Consider the following 14834-nt stretch of genomic DNA (forward strand, 5'->3'; position numbering starts at 1 on the left):
CCACAGATACTCGTGCGCACGATGGGACGCGAGGCGGGGCAGCGATGATTCAATCTGCTGACTTTCACCCTCCGTTAGTAGGACGGTGTGCTCCACGCGCCGGGTATCGGCGCCGGCGTTGCGCAGCCGACGATTCGCGCGCCCGCGGCGGCGATCAGAACTGAGTGCTCTTTGTGGAGGGCCGCGCAGCAGCGCACGAGCGCGGTTTAGTCTCGGCGCTGCGATGAAGGAATTGCGCGCCTTCGGATGCGAAGGCAGTTGCACGCCTTCGACTGAGAAAGCTGGAGAGGCTGACGCGGTAGCACGCTGATTGCCACTCGGCTGCGCGCGGGTAGCTCGTCGGTTTTGGAGCTTGGTCTCAGAAGCCGGCGCGGTTGTGTGCCTGGAGGAATCGGCCCACGGATGCACTAATTTAATTACGTCTTGCACTAAGATAAAGACGTTTTTGCACCAAAATAGCGACGCCGGCCCCAAATGCAGGGGCGCTGGTTGTTGGGCACGTCCTTGCTCAGGATGACATCATTGGGGAGATTCTGCATCGTGTCCACAGCACAGACATTGCTCGACGCGCATCACCTCCAATGGCTGGCGCTCGCGCTCACCCCGTCGCTGGGCCCTAACAAATGCCGGCGGTTGGTGGAGCATTTCGGCAACACGCAAGCCGTCTTTGCCGCCAGCCTCACCGAACTCGAAGCTGCGGGACTGTCGGCTGCAGCAGCGCAGTCGATCGCGCTCGGCAAGTCGGCGGAACTGGCGCAGGAAGAGATGGTGCGAGCGGCCAGCGTGGGCGCGCAGATCGTGACCCTCGATGATCCCGTCTACCCGCCGCTGTTGAAGCAGATTTACGATCCGCCGGTGGCGCTGTACGTACGCGGCGATGCGGTAATCCTGTCAGCACCCGCGATCGCCATGGTCGGGACGCGGCACCCCACGCCGTACGGCCTGGGCATGGCCGAGAGACTTGCCTGCGACCTTTCGGCGCGCGGGATCATCATTGTTAGTGGCATGGCCCGCGGCGTGGACACGGCCGCGCACCGGGGCGCCATTGCCGCCAAGGCGAAAACCGCCGCCGTCTTCGGCACCGGCATCGATGTTTACTATCCCCGCGAAAACAGCAGGCTCGCCGAACAGATCCTCGCCCTCGGAGGCGCGCTGCTGACGGAATTCCCTGTGGGCACATTTGCCGCGCCGCAGAATTTTCCCATCCGCAACCGCATCATCAGCGGGATGTCGGTGGGCGTGCTGGTGGTGGAGGCCGGCGAGTACAGCGGAACGCGCATCACGGCGCGCTGCGCGCTGGAGCAAAACCGCGAACTGTTCGCCGTGCCGGGTAATGTTACGAACCGCAATTCGTGGGGCCCGAACACGCTCATCAAGCAGGGCGCAAAGTTGACGGCCACGTGGGAGGACGTCTGGGAGGAGCTGCCCAACGACGTTCGCCAGAAACTGGAGGCGGAACGTCCTGCTGCAACGGAATTGGGCGCCACGGCATCCCTTTTCCCGTCCGAGGCGGTGCCCCCGCAGGAACGAAAAGTGCTGGCGCTGCTGAAACCGGATGAGTCCACGCAGATCGACGACATCGTGGAGAGGCTGGAGGGCGTAATGTCGTCGTCGGAGATTTTTGCCGCGCTATTCGACTTGGAACTGGCGGGGAAAATCCGACAGTTGCCGGGCAAGAATTTTGTCAAGAGCTTTTGAGTGGGTTGTCGGTTTTCGATTGTCGGTTGTCGGTAGCTGAGGAGGCGTGATGCAAGACTTCACGAGGCTGGATGTCTGGCAGAGAGCGCACTCGATGACCTTGGACCTGTATCGAAAAACCAAGTTGTTTCTTCGTGACGAGGTTTACGGTTTGAGCAGTCAAATTCGCCGCTCGGCCAGCTCGATCGGCGCCAACATTGCTGAGGGGTGCGGCAGAGAAGGCGAAGCGGAATTGGGCCGGTTTCTTCAGATTGCTCTCGGCTCTGCTAGCGAACTGCAATATCACCTCTTGCTGGCTCGCGACCTGTCGTACATAACCGCGGTCGACTACGAACGTCTTGCCACAGAGGTCACAGGTGTGAAAAGAATGCTGACTTCGTTGGTGCAGAAGGTTCGAGCGGCATCAACACGTTAGGGCAAAGCGGCGCTAACCGAAAACCGAAAACCGATAACCGATACCGGCGAAGCGAATAGTTCCGTGTTAGTTTGAAATTCATAAGGGGTAATTTTGTCCAACTTAGTCATTGTCGAGTCGCCGGCCAAGGCCAAGACGATCGCCAAGTATCTCGGTCGCGGATACGACGTAGAGGCCTCGCTCGGGCACGTCAAAGACCTTCCCAAGAGCACTCTGGGCGTCGATATTGTCAACGATTTCGCCACCGATTACGTCATCATTCCCGGCAAGGAAAAGGTTCTGGCCCGGCTGAAGAAGATGGCCAAGTCAGCCGACGCCGTGTACCTGGCGCCCGACCCGGACCGCGAAGGCGAAGCCATCGCCGCGCATCTGGCCGAGGAATTTTCCCATGACGGTAAAAAAGGGAAGAAGCGTGACGAGCGGATTCACCGGGTCACGTTCAACGAAATCACCAAGCGCGCGGTGCAGGAAGCCTTCCAGCATCCGCGCGGCATTGACTGGAACCTGGTGGACGCGCAGCAGACGCGACGCGTGCTCGACCGGCTGGTGGGCTACCAGGTGTCGCCGCTGCTCTGGGACAAAGTCCGCCGCGGACTCTCCGCCGGACGCGTGCAGACGGTGGCGCTGCGGCTCGTTGTTGACCGCGAGCGCGAGATCAAGGCGTTCGACAAAAAGGAATACTGGACCATTGACGCGCACCTGGTGGGCGCCAAGCCACCGGCGTTTGACGCGCGCTTTATCGGGATCGGCGAGGGAAAGACCGAAATCCCGAACGAGGAAGAGTCGAAAAAGATCGTGGACGCGCTGCGCCAGGCGGCCTGGAGCGTGCGCTCGGTGGACAAGCGCGAGCGCCGCCGCTCGCCCGCCCCGCCGTTTACGACCAGCAAGTTCCAGCAGGACGCCTCGCGCAAGCTGCGCTTCAGCGTCAAGCGCAGCATGATGATCGCGCAGCGCCTGTACGAGGGCATTGATCTCGGCGAGGAAGACACGGTCGGCCTGATCACCTACATGCGTACCGATTCGGTGCGCGTATCCAACGACGCCTTGGCGGAAGTTCGCGAGCATATAGGGCGTGAGTACGGTCCGCAGTACCTGCCGGAATCCCCGAACGTGTACAAGTCCAAGAAGGAGGCGCAGGAGGCGCACGAGGCCATCCGCCCGACCTCAGCCGCGCGCACGCCGGAATCCGTCAAGCAGTACCTGAAGGAAGACGAATACAAGGTTTACAAGCTAGTCTGGCAGCGCTTCGTCGCCTCGCAGATGAATCCCGCGGTGTTCGACCAGACCAGCGTGGACATCGAAGCGAAATCGAACGGAACCTCGTACCTGTTCCGCGTGACCGGCTCGGTGCTGAAGTTCGACGGCTTCCTGAAGGTTTACGAGGAGGCGAAGGAAGGCAAGGACGAAGAGGACGAGGCGCTCAAGCACAAGCTGCCGGTGCTGGAAGCGGGGCAGAAGCTGACGCTCAAGGACGTGAAACCGGAGCAGCACTTCACCGAACCGCCGCCACGCTACAACGAAGCGTCGCTGGTGAAGGAACTGGAAGAGCGGGGCATAGGACGGCCGTCCACTTATGCGGCCATCATCAGCACCATCCAGGAGCGCCAGTACGTGCAGAAGGTGGGCGGGAAATTCGTGCCCACCGAGATCGGCCTGGTGGTCACCGACCTGCTGGTGGAGAACTTCAAGGACATCTTCGATTTCCAATACACCGCGCGGCTCGAGGAGGAGCTGGACGAGATCGGGGAGGGCAAGGAGAAGTGGACCGACGCGCTCGGCGACTTTTACAAGAAATTCCAGAAGGACCTCCGCTACGCCGAGAAGCACATGGAAAACATCAAGCGGATGGAAAAGCCCACCGATGAGAAGTGCGAGCGTTGCGGGGCGCCGCTGGTCATCAAGTGGGGCAGGCACGGTTCGTTCTACGCCTGCAGCACCTACGACAAGGACGATCCCAATACCTGTACCTTCACCAAGGAAAATCCCATTGACCTGCCGGACCTGGACTCGGCCGACATGCAGGAGACCACGCAGGAGGAATACTGCGAAAACTGCGGGCGCACGATGGTGCTCAAGCGCGGGCGCTTCGGGCAGTTCATGGCCTGCACCGGCTATCCAGACTGCAAGACCACGCGGCGGCTTGACCAAGGCAAGAAAATCCCCGACATTCCTCTGGAAGAAAAATGCCCGAAATGCGAGCGCAACATGGTGTTGCGGCACGGGCGCTACGGCGAGTTCATTTCCTGCAGCGGATATCCGGAATGCAAGTACGTCAAGCAGAACTACATTGGCGTGAAATGCCCGCAGTGCCAGGACGGCGAACTGGTGGAGAAGAAGGCGCGCCGCCGCGGCAACACTTTCTACGGCTGCTCGAACTACCCGAAGTGCAAGTTTACCTCGGCGCATAAGCCGGTGGCGGAAACCTGCCCGCAGTGCGGCAGCCCGTACCTGGTGGAGAAAAATCTCAAGTCGGGGCCGGTCGTTGCCTGTCCCAACAACAAGCGCACAACGGCGGATGAAGACGAGAAGCCCAAACGCCGCCGCAAGAAGGTCGAAGAAGAGGAAAGCGCTGTCAAGTGCGATTACTCCCGCCCGCTGCAACCGCAGGCCGGGGCGGTGGCGTAGGAACCGTGATCAGTGGTCAGTGGGCGGTAGTCAGCGTGTGCGCCAACTCCTGACGCTTCTGCCCCTCTGTGTTATATTTTTTGGAACCGTCTTAATCGCGGTGCGTTCTGCGCCGTTGGGGACTCAACAAAACTGATCGCCAAGGAGAAACTCAATGCCGAAAGCTGCCGGTAAGAAAGCCACTGCGGCCGATGCCGACACCGTAATGAAGTTGTACGACCTGCGCCGTGAAGCCGAAATGCGCAAGGCGCGTACCTGGTATGGCAATGCCGACTTCAGCAATTGGGAAGCCTTCCAGAAGGTCATGATGGGTTGGGGCACGCCGGAGAATGCGTGGCTGCGCCAGGTTCTCAGCTACTGGGAAAACGCTGCTTCGCTCGTCCTGCGCGGCGCCGTTCACCACGATCTGTTCTTCGACTGGAACGGCGAGATCTTCTTCACCTATGTCAAGATCAAACCCTACATCAAGCAAATCCGTGAAGTGTCGGGCAACGACGAATTCATGCGGACCACCGAGGAGTTGCTGTACAGCACCCCGGCTCTGAAAAAGCGCGTGGAGTGGATGGAAGGCCAGTTCAAGAAATGGGGCGAGATAATGAAGAAACAGGCGGCGGGGAAGAGCTAGTTTCCAGAACAGAAAACGCGGCGCCTCCGATACTTGATCTCCCATGACGAGCTTACGCCCGCAGGAGCGTCTTCTGCGGGCGCAGTCATTTCTGGGGAATTGTTGTGGGGAATTCCTCGGGGCTGATCGAATCCGCCTCCAACCCCGAAGCGGACCCGGCCACTAGAAACCAGAAACTCGAAACTCAAGAGATGTACTCCCGGATGTACTCGTCCTTCGAGCGCGCCAGCTCCAGCGTGGTGCCGTCGAAGATCACCTTGCCGTCGCGCAAAATAATGAACGTGGTCTCCAGGTTGACCTTCTTGTCGGGCAGCGGGCGCATCTCGTTGGCCCGGGTATCGAAGTAATGGGTCGCCATGGTGAAGGCGTCCTGCAGTCGGTGCGTCACCAGCAGCGCGCTGGTGTGATAAACGTCGCGTTGCTTGACCACCAGTTCGATGATCGTGGTTGACGTCACCGGGTCCAAGCCTCCGGTCGGCGAGTCGTACAGCAGCACCTCCGGCTGGGCGACAATGGCGCGCGCAATCGCCACGCGGCGCCGCATCCCGCCGGACAGCTCCGCGGGAAACAGATCGAGCGTGTGTTCCAGCTCGACGAAGCGCAATGCCTCGCGTACCCGCCGTTCGGTCTCGTCCGCGGGAACGTGCTCTTCGATCAGACGATACGCGACGTTTTCCCGCACCGTGGCCGAGTCAAACAGAGCGCTCTCCTGAAATACCATCCCGATGCGCCGCCGTAAGTCAAACAGTTCCTCTTCTTTCATCCGGGTGACATCCTGGCCCAGCACCCAGATGCTCCCGCGGTCCGGCTTCAGCAGCCCCAGCGCCAGTTTCAGGATGGTGCTTTTGCCGGAGCCGGCCACGCCCAGCAGCATCTTGGTTTCCCCCTTATGGAGCCGGAAAGAAATGCCGTCGAGCACGACGTTCTCGTCGAAGGCGATGGCCACGTCGTCGAATACGATGGTGTATTCCTGCTGGTGGCCATTGGCGGGCTGGAGAGGCGCGACGGACATCAGTGCATGCCGAAGATGGAGAGCAGCAGCCGGGTGTAGAAGGCGTCCACCATCAGGATCAGCACCGAGGAGGCCACCACCGCCTGAGTGGTGGCGCGGCCGACTCCCTGGGTGCCGCCGTGCGCCGTCATGCCGTAAAAGCAGCCGATCGTGGACAGGATAAAGCCGAACAGCAGCGGCTTGGTCAGGCCCATGAACACGTCGGCGTACACCAGCGATTGATAGGCGCTGTTCCAATACTGGTTGCTGTCGAGCTTGAGGATGAAGTATGCGACCAGGAAACCGCCGATCAATCCCACCAGGTCGGAAATGATGGTGAGGAAGAACATCATGACGACCGTCGCCACCACTCGCGGGGTCACCAGCTTCTTCGTTGGGTCGGTGCCCAGCGCGCGCATGGCATCGATCTGCTCGGTCACCTTCATCGAGCCCAGTTCGCTGGCCATGCCGGAGGAGTTGCGGCCGGCGACCAGCAGCGACGTCAGCACCGGGCCGAGTTCGCGCACCATGGACAGCGACACCAGTTGCCCGGTCAGCGACAAGGCGCCGAAACGCGCCAGCGAATTCGCGCTTTGCAGCGCCAGCACGATGCCGGTGAACATGCCGGTCAGCACCACCACCGGCACCGATCCCACGCCGATGGTGTCGGCCTGCTGCAAGGTGTCGGAAAGATAGCGCGGGTGCGCAAACAGGTTGGCGACGGACCGCCAGGCAAGCAGGGTATAGTCCTGCACCTCCAGCACTGCCTGCTTCGCGTAGTCAATGGGCGCGACGATTTCCATGCGGAGCTTCGGAATATAACAGCGGTGGGCGCTCGGAAGCTAGTGAGGAATGTGGAAGCGGAAAGAAGCGTTGCATTTCAGTTGAGGCGCAAAACAAATGAGGGCCGCTGTGCGCAGCCCTGTTGAGGATTCATTCGTTTCGATTCTCGGACTATCGTCCCCAGGGCCACCGGCGATAGGCACTGGACTGCCCGCGTCCGTAGCCGTTCTGGTAGCCCTGCAGGTACGCCTCGCGGTACGCCTGCCGGTAGGCGCCTTTGTTCCAGTAGGCGCCGTTATAGCCGTTCTCCGCATGTCTGTAGTTGCTGTCCTGGGTTGGCCGGAAGCTGTGACCGGTGACGGCATCGTTGCGACCGTCGTTGAACCCGTCTCGGTAACCGAACTGCGCCGCCCCATTGCCATAGGGCCCGCGGTCATGGTCGCCGTGGTAGATGTAGTCGCGGTCGCGATCGTGGTCGCGGTCATGGTCATGGTCCCAGTCCTGCGCCAGCGCAATTCCGCTCATTCCGACGCATAGCGTCAATACCGTCAGCAATGCTTTCCATCGTTTCATGATTCACCTCCGCTGCAGCTCGGAACCCCGGCTGTCAGCAGCTTTGTTCACCGCTGGTGTGAAACTACTGTTACCTGGTTAGAACCCCAAAACAGGGCTGGGGAGGGTCAAGAATTGATGGCGGGAGGTAAAGAATTGTAAGCGCTGTAACCCTACAATATGGCGGGGCCAACAACTTATTTGTGGCGAAGAAGATCCCCAGAACCGCCTGCGCCGCGGCCAGGCTGTAAGCAGGAAAGAAATACCTTAATCCGAGGGTGTTACGACTCTCTGGCTTTCTTCTTGATTTCGATGCTCAGCCGCTTGATCTTCTGATTGAGCGTGGACAGGGGAATGTGGAAGCGCTCGGCCGCCTCGGTCTGGTTCCCATTGCACTTCTCCAGCATGTCCACGATGATCCGCCGCTCGCATTCCTCGATGATCTCGAACAGGGAAGCGTCGGCGCGCGGTTCCAGCACCGCCAATCCGGCGCTGCGCCCGACGATGTGGTCCGGCAGCAGATCGAGCGTGACCGTCGGCCCCGAGGACAGCACCACGGCGCGCTCCACCACATTCTCCAGTTCGCGCACGTTTCCCGGCCAGCCGTACTCCAGCAGCGCGCGCAGCGCCTCGGGTGCCATCTGCCGCACCGGGCGATCATTCTCCTCGGCGAACTTGCGAATGAAGTGGTCCACCAGCAGTGGAATGTCCTCGCGCCGCTGCCGCAACGGCGGCAGATCGATCATGATCACGTTGAGCCGGTAGTAGAGGTCTTCGCGGAACCTCCCGTCGCGCGTAAGCTGCCGCAGATCCACGTTGGTGGCGGCGATGATGCGTACGTCCACTTGGATTTCCTGTACCCCGCCCAGGTGCATGAATCTCCGGTCCTGCAGCACGCGCAGGATTTTGGCCTGCGTCTCCATGCTCATGGTGCCGATTTCGTCCAGGAACAGCGTGCCGCGGTCGGCGATTTCGAACAACCCCTTCTTCGACGCCACCGCGCTGGTAAACGCGCCCTTGACGTGGCCGAAGAGGGTGGATTCCAGCAGGTCTGCCGGAGTCGAGCCAGTGTTGACCGGCACGAACGGGCGATCCTTGCGCGGCGAGTTCATGTGGATCGCCTTGGCGATCAGCTCTTTTCCGGTTCCGCTTTCGCCCTGCAACAGCACCGTGGAGCGGCTGGGCGCAACCTGCGCCACCAGGTCGAAGATCTTCAGCATCGGCTCGCTTTTGCCGACGATGTTTTCGAAGTTGTAGCGTTGCTTCAGCGCCCGCTTGAGCTGGATGTTTTCTTCTTCGGCCCGCCGTCGCCCGACCACGGCGCGCACGTCGGCCACCAGCTTCTCGTTGTCCCACGGCTTCTGGATGAAGTTGGTCGCGCCCGCCTGCATGGCGGCCACCGCGTTCTCCACCGTGCCGTAGGCAGTGATCATGATCACGCCTAGCTCGGGATCGCGGTCGCGGATGTCGCGCAGAATTTCCAGCCCGTTGCGGTCGGGAAGCGCGAAATCCAGCAGCACCAGGTCCATGGGCCGCTCGGCGATCTTCGCCAGCCCTTCTTCGCCGGTTGCGGCGGTTTCCACGGTAAAGCCTTCCAGTTCGAGCAGAGTCTGCAGCGACTCCCGGATGGAGGCCTCATCATCGACAATCAGAATGGCACCCTGCGCGCCGGCTTGCTCCCTCCCGGCGCCGCGGCGGGTGACAACGGCGGCTTCGCTCAAATATTCACTGCCTTTCTCATCAGTGGGAACTCCAGGTGGAATGTGGTCCCGCTTCCAACCCGGCTCTCTACCCGGATCTTGCCTGCGTGCTCCTGGATGATTCCGTAGGTCACCGACAGTCCCAGCCCGGTCCCGCGCCGTCCGTCGCGCGGCAGATTCTTGGTTGTAAAGAACGGGTCGTAGATGCGGTCAATGTGCTCCTGCGCGATCCCCGACCCGGTGTCCGACACGGTGACATACACGCCGTTGCCGTTGGCGGTGCTCACCCGCAGAGTGCCCCCGTCCGGCATGGCGTCCTTGGCGTTCAGGAACAAGTTCAAGAATACCTGTTGCAGCTTGCCCGTGTTGCCGTGGATGGTCGGCAGATTTTCGCAGATTTCTTCCTGCACCTTCACGTGCGCCGTCTTGAACTGGTGTTCCACCAGCGCCAGCGTTTCTCGGATCACTTTGTTCAAGTCCACCGCGCCGAATTCGGTGCCGCTGGTGCGCGAGAAATTCAGCAGGTTGTTGACGATCTCCGATGCCCGGAACGTCTGGGTGATGATCTTGTCCAGCAGCCCGTAGCGCTTCTCATCGCCCCGCAGTTGTTTCGACAGCATCTGCGTGTAGGACGAAATCACCGCCAATGGGGTGTTGACCTCGTGCGCCACCCCCGCCGCCAGCAGCCCGATCGACGACATCTTTTCCGCCTGGCTCAACTGCGATTCCAACTCGATGCGCTCGGTGATATCGTCCACCAACACCAACCGCCCGATCACGTTGAACTTCTTCGTTACCAGGGGCGCGATGGCGATGTTGGTCGTCCGCGTCTCGCCCGCCGGCGTATGCAGACGGTACTTGTACAGGTTGTGAATGCCGGGGTTGGTGCGCACGCGGTAAAACTCCTCCAGAAACCCGGCAGGGAAGACCTCGCGGAGCGGCTTGCCCAGCGCCTGCCAGCGCGGCAGCGCGTACATCACTTCCATCTGCGAGTTCCAGAACTCGACCTTGTCTTCCAGGTCCACCGCGAACACGCCCACGCTGATGGATTCCACGATGTTCTCGTTGAAGTCCTTCAGCCGCTCATACTCGGCGGCCTTTTGCTCCAGCGAGGCATACAGCCGCGCGTTCTGGATGGCGATGCCGACGTATCCCGCCAGCGCCTCCAGCAGTTCCACGTCTTCGCTGGAAAGGAAATCGCCCTCGCTGGTCTTGCCCAGCCCCATGACGGCATTCGTCCGGCCCTGCACCGAGCACGGAATGAAATAGTTGAGGTCGAGCTGCGCGATGGTTTGCTGCGCGCCCGGTGTCTCGCGCACAACCGCGTGCGTGTTGTCGAAGAACAGGTGCCCGGCATCCATCTCCGGTCGCTCCCGTCCGAGGAAGCTCAGGTCGAGGTCGGGCAGCTCGGAAATGCCGAATGACTTGGCGAGCGCGAAGCGCTGGGGAGAATCCGGCGCCGCCAGGAATATCGCCATGCGGTCCACCAGCAGGGTGCGTGCGATGCGGTCCACGATCGAGCTCAGCATCGTGTCGAGATCAAGCTGCGAGCTCAGTTCGCGCCCGAACTCGATCAGCGTCTTGCGGTAGTCGTACCGCTTGCGGTAGAAGAAGCGGTCCAGGCTTTCCTGGAACCATTTCTTGACCGGATCGAATAACAGGGCGGTGACCACGATCACCGCGATCATGCCTATCGTTCCGGTGCTCGGCAGATGACGGTTCAGCAGCACCGCCGCCAGCCCGATCGCCGCGAAGTACACGCCCGCGATCGATGCCGCTGCCAGCGTGTACGCCATGCCGCGCTTGAAGATCACGTCCACGTCCATCAGCCGGTAGCGGAAGATGGCGTAGCCAAAGGTCAGCGGTAGGAATACCAACGACAGCACCGAAACCTTCATCAGCACCGTCGCCTGCGTCCCGTTCATGTACGGGATCACGTAAAACAGGGTGAACGGCGCGATGGCGAGAATGGTGCCGCGCGTCACCCACTTCATCTGCTGGCGCAGGATGGGCGTGGACGCATGCCGGTAGGTGTGCCACAGCACTCCCGCCGCCCCAATGAAGAACAGCGCCAGGTACAGCATCTCGATACGGTCCAGGTTGTAGCGCAGCCGTTCGCTCGGCGCCAGCAGCCGCAGCGAAACCAAGTGCGCTGCCAGCAGCAGCAGTCCCGGCACATAGCAAACCGGCACCAGCCAGGGGCGCCGCTTCACCTGGTCTTTCACTTCCGGGAAGGTGAGCACGAAGTGCAGGAACAGCGCCGGCTGCAGCAGCTCCGCCACCACGTTCGACCAATACACGATCCAGTCGAACTGGTTCAGTTTCCCGGTGTAGTGAAAGGCGTAGAAGATGAAGGAAACCAGGCAGAACACGTAGAAGTGCGTGGACTTGGGCGCGGTCCAGCGCCGCAGCAGCACATACAGCCCGATGCCGAGGTAGATCAGGGAGATGAAACGCAGCCCGACGAACAGCGATTTGTCAAACGGCACCAGAACCACCGGAACGTTGACCGTCACCCCGCCGCGCCGCAGGTTGTAGGTTGCCTTCGACCAGGTGCCGGTGCGGTACATCTGCCGTGTCAGTTCGGAGATACTGCCGATAGAGTGGTCGTTGACGCCCTGCAGCAGATCCCCAGCCTTGATTCCAGCGCGCCCCCCGGGCCCCTCGGCCTCCACCCGTTCGGCGACCAGGCGCCCGCTGTCCTCCACCCACCAGACGCCGTCGTACGGAACCGCGAACTGGCGCTCTTTCTGGCAATTGATCCAGCCGAAGACGCCCGCAGCGATGGTCAGCAAGGCCAAAACCACCGCCACAAACCGGATTTGCACATCCTTCGTCATCGCGGCACGCGGCGGCGATCCGCCGCTGAGAGCGCGGGGTAATCGCGCGGACGCGAAAGGCTCCACAAACTTAGATTGCAACTCGGCTGCCACCACATCATCCATCCCTGAAACTTGCATCCCACACCAACTGCGAGACTTACAAAATGATAGCAGTGACCGGACTAAGAAAATACAGTTTTTGGGAACCACCTCCTGAATGACGGAGGTTCTACGGAATTCGACAAATTGCCTTTTGCTTCCAATTCTGGTAGCTGAATCCCACTTGGTGGCAGGAACTATTGCCTTTTGTAGGGAAGTTTCCGTCTGCGGAAGCAGAAGTCGACCCCCAGTTTTGGACAATCACGGCCAAACCTGCGATCAATGGCTATTGACGCCCGTCGTATAATATAGGCGGCAGAATGATTGGCAGATATCCGGGCTGCGGGCGGTCGCGAACCCTCCCGTGGCCCTGTGCATTTCTGGCCCCCGGCTGCTCCAGGTAACCCAAGGTCACCTGCAGCTATCCTAGGGCTAAGCTGTTGATTCCATTAAAGGGCTGGGGTAGGGGTCGCCATCGCCAAAGGTTTACCATAAAGTTACTAGCCGACAGGCCGAGCGACCGAGGACCTAGCGATCACAAGAAAGGGGAGCCACGATTCGGCTCCGCCTCACGAGCGACAGAGGCAATACGCACCATTGGACTCCCGAGATGACAGTCCGGTTGCCAGTCTGGCGGCGAAAACCGTGAACTCTGTGGAAAAGACCGCCAGCGAGGTTGCCGCATGTGACGTCACCGTCTCCGGCCATCGCGTGCGCTACCTGCGCAGTGGCTCCGGTCCTGCCGTCGTGCTGCTTCACGGCCTGCTCGCCTCTGCCTTCTCCTGGCGATTTACCATCCCTGCGCTGGCGCCACATTGCACCGTGTACGCTCCCGACGTGCTCGGCATCGGCTTCTCGGACCGTGTTCCGGGCCTGGATTGCAGCATGCGGGCCTCGGCGGCGCGAATGATCGAATACCTGGACACGCTGGGACTTTGCGAGTTCGACCTGGTCGGCACCTCGCATGGGGGAGCACTGGCCACCATCGTGGCCGCCGAAATCGGAAAGCGCATTCGCCGCCTGGTGCTGGTGGCGCCGGTTAACCCCTGGTCGCGCACCGGATGGAAGCGCACTGGCGTGATTGCGACTGCGCCCGGCGGATGGCTCTTCCGCATGACCTATCTGCGACTGGATCGGCTGAACAACTGGGTTCTCGCCCGTCTTTACGCCGATCCGACCCGCATCCCGCCGGGAACGCTCGCAGGCTATGCCGAGCCGCTGAAGATCCCGGGGTCGGTGGATTACCTGCTCGGAGTGGTGCGCTGCTGGCACCGCGACGTCCCCGCTCTGGAGCCGTTCTATGGAAACATCCGCGTGCCCACGCTGCTGGTTTGGGGAGACCGCGATGCCGCCGTACTGCCAGGCTCGGCCGCACAGGTGCAGCGCGCCGTCCACGGCTCAAAGCTGGTCATGATGCCGGGCGTCGGCCACCTACCCTACGAGGAATCGCCTGCGGAATTTAACCGCGTGCTGCTGGAATTTCTTCGGAGCAATTAGCGATTAGCGATTAGCATTTAGCGATCACATGCTTTTTGAGGCTAATCGCCCATCATGCACTGGATCGTCGAGACCACCCGCCACTATCTCCAAACCTACGGCTACTGGGCTGTCCTGGTGGCGCTGCTGGGGGAAAACGCGGGCCTGCCGCTGCCCGGCGAAACCATTCTCATCCTCGCCAGCTTTGTCGCCTATCAGGGCGAGCACCTGAAGTTGCCGTGGGTGATCGTGGTCGGTATCTGCGCCGCCACTATGGGCGATAACATCGGATACTGGATCGGACGTCGCGGTGGGCGCCCGCTGCTGGAGAAGTGGAAACATTTTTTTCGCATCAGCGATGACACCATTCACGCGGGCGAGGACTTCCTGCGCCGCCGCGGTTCCGTCGCCATCTTCGCGGCGCGATTCATCGCCGGGATGCGCATCGTCGCCGGTCCGCTCGCCGGCGTGCTGTGCATGGAGTGGAAGCGTTTTCTGGCGGCGAATGCTGCCGGAGCGGCGGTGTGGGCCACGGCGATCGCCTGTGCCGGATACTTCTTCGGCAGCCAGTACGAGGCGCTGGCCGGCGTGGTCAAGCAGACCGAACTGGTGATTCTCCTCGCCGTGGTGCTGGTCGCGCTTCACCTCTTGCGGCAAAACAGAAAATGATCGCAGCAAAGCCAGCGGGAACAGCCGGCGAAACCAGCGTACCGCGAATCGCGTAAGATCAACCTATGAAGGAGCAGCTCAAGCGCGTGGCCCTGCTGGCGGTGGGATGGGGCTTCATCCTGCTCGGCATCGCCGGGCTGTTTCTGCCGGTGCTGCAGGGTATCCTGTTCCTGTTGATCGGCCTCTTTATCCTTTCCAGCGAGTACGTGTGGGCCCACAAGCTGCTGTACAAACTGAAGCTCCGCTTCCCCCACATCGCGGAACATTTCGAACATGCCCGGCAACGTAGTGAAGCCTGGATGGCGCGCACGCTCCACAAGAAAAAACCACCCGTGAAAGCAAGAGCGCCCGGAACCGACGCTGATAGTTGATAGGCTGA

The 14834-nt window shown here is 61.1% G+C and carries 12 protein-coding genes; 7 read left to right on the forward strand and 5 right to left on the reverse strand.

The annotated features are described in order from the left end of the window. Positions 1-513: 513 nt before the first annotated feature. The 4 genes from dprA to LAN64_11705 all read left to right on the forward strand — a co-directional run bounded on the left by dprA (position 514) and on the right by LAN64_11705 (position 5363). Positions 514-1698: a DNA-processing protein DprA gene (gene dprA, locus LAN64_11690; GenBank protein MBZ5568501.1), complete on the forward strand. Its 1185-nt coding sequence runs from the start codon at positions 514-516 to the stop codon at positions 1696-1698. A 49-nt stretch (positions 1699-1747) separates the two neighbouring features. After that, positions 1748-2113, forward strand: a complete 366-nt coding sequence (locus LAN64_11695) for a four helix bundle protein (protein ID MBZ5568502.1) — start codon at positions 1748-1750, stop codon at positions 2111-2113. A 90-nt stretch (positions 2114-2203) separates the two neighbouring features. Next, on the forward strand, positions 2204-4738 hold the full coding sequence (gene topA, locus LAN64_11700) for a type I DNA topoisomerase (GenBank protein MBZ5568503.1): 2535 nt from the start codon (positions 2204-2206) through the stop codon (positions 4736-4738). Between the two features lie 154 nt (positions 4739-4892). Then, the gene (locus LAN64_11705; GenBank protein MBZ5568504.1) at positions 4893-5363 is read left to right on the forward strand and encodes a hypothetical protein; all 471 of its coding nucleotides are present in this window, start codon (positions 4893-4895) and stop codon (positions 5361-5363) included. A gap of 184 nt (positions 5364-5547) precedes the next feature. Here the strand turns inward: LAN64_11705 and LAN64_11710 are convergent, their stop codons facing one another. From LAN64_11710 to LAN64_11730, 5 genes are all read right to left on the reverse strand, one after another. After that, positions 5548-6375: an ATP-binding cassette domain-containing protein gene (locus tag LAN64_11710; GenBank protein ID MBZ5568505.1), complete on the reverse strand. Its 828-nt coding sequence runs from the start codon at positions 6373-6375 to the stop codon at positions 5548-5550. Further along, entirely contained in the window at positions 6375-7157 is a 783-nt protein-coding gene (locus tag LAN64_11715; protein MBZ5568506.1) for an ABC transporter permease, read from the reverse strand. Before LAN64_11715 ends, LAN64_11710 begins: the two co-directional genes overlap by 1 nt. A 151-nt stretch (positions 7158-7308) precedes the next feature. Then, the gene (locus tag LAN64_11720; protein MBZ5568507.1) at positions 7309-7710 is read right to left on the reverse strand and encodes a hypothetical protein; all 402 of its coding nucleotides are present in this window, start codon (positions 7708-7710) and stop codon (positions 7309-7311) included. Positions 7711-7970: 260 nt separating this feature from the next. After that, entirely contained in the window at positions 7971-9410 is a 1440-nt protein-coding gene (locus LAN64_11725) for a sigma-54 dependent transcriptional regulator (GenBank protein MBZ5568508.1), read from the reverse strand. Beyond that, entirely contained in the window at positions 9407-12229 is a 2823-nt protein-coding gene (locus LAN64_11730; protein MBZ5568509.1) for a GAF domain-containing protein, read from the reverse strand. Before LAN64_11730 ends, LAN64_11725 begins: the two co-directional genes overlap by 4 nt. 726 nt (positions 12230-12955) lie before the next feature. On the opposite strand from LAN64_11730, the gene LAN64_11735 reads away from it, so the two are divergent. The 3 genes from LAN64_11735 (at position 12956) to LAN64_11745 (ending at position 14826) form a co-directional block, all read left to right on the forward strand. Beyond that, positions 12956-13807, forward strand: coding sequence for an alpha/beta hydrolase (locus tag LAN64_11735; protein ID MBZ5568510.1), 852 nt, complete (start codon positions 12956-12958; stop codon positions 13805-13807). Positions 13808-13861: 54 nt separating this feature from the next. Then, the gene (locus LAN64_11740; protein MBZ5568511.1) at positions 13862-14455 is read left to right on the forward strand and encodes a DedA family protein; all 594 of its coding nucleotides are present in this window, start codon (positions 13862-13864) and stop codon (positions 14453-14455) included. Positions 14456-14520: 65 nt separating this feature from the next. Beyond that, on the forward strand, positions 14521-14826 hold the full coding sequence (locus LAN64_11745) for a PGPGW domain-containing protein (protein ID MBZ5568512.1): 306 nt from the start codon (positions 14521-14523) through the stop codon (positions 14824-14826). Positions 14827-14834 lie beyond the last annotated feature (8 nt).

The organism is Terriglobia bacterium (genome assembly GCA_020073185.1).
Classification (GTDB): Bacteria; Acidobacteriota; Terriglobia; order Terriglobales; family Acidobacteriaceae; genus JAIQGF01.

Bases quoted from the DNA above. Each gene is read 5' to 3' on its own strand.
- dprA (MBZ5568501.1), top strand. From the start codon at position 514: ATGACATCATTGGGGAGATTCTGCATCGTGTCCACAGCACAGACATTG.
- LAN64_11695 (MBZ5568502.1), top strand. From the start codon at position 1,748: ATGCAAGACTTCACGAGGCTGGATGTCTGGCAGAGAGCGCACTCGATG.
- LAN64_11705 (MBZ5568504.1), top strand. From the start codon at position 4,893: ATGCCGAAAGCTGCCGGTAAGAAAGCCACTGCGGCCGATGCCGACACC.
- LAN64_11710 (MBZ5568505.1), bottom strand. From the start codon at position 6,375: ATGTCCGTCGCGCCTCTCCAGCCCGCCAATGGCCACCAGCAGGAATAC.
- LAN64_11715 (MBZ5568506.1), bottom strand. From the start codon at position 7,157: ATGGAAATCGTCGCGCCCATTGACTACGCGAAGCAGGCAGTGCTGGAG.
- LAN64_11720 (MBZ5568507.1), bottom strand. From the start codon at position 7,710: ATGAAACGATGGAAAGCATTGCTGACGGTATTGACGCTATGCGTCGGA.
- LAN64_11730 (MBZ5568509.1), bottom strand. From the start codon at position 12,229: ATGACGAAGGATGTGCAAATCCGGTTTGTGGCGGTGGTTTTGGCCTTG.
- LAN64_11740 (MBZ5568511.1), top strand. From the start codon at position 13,862: ATGCACTGGATCGTCGAGACCACCCGCCACTATCTCCAAACCTACGGC.
- LAN64_11745 (MBZ5568512.1), top strand. From the start codon at position 14,521: ATGAAGGAGCAGCTCAAGCGCGTGGCCCTGCTGGCGGTGGGATGGGGC.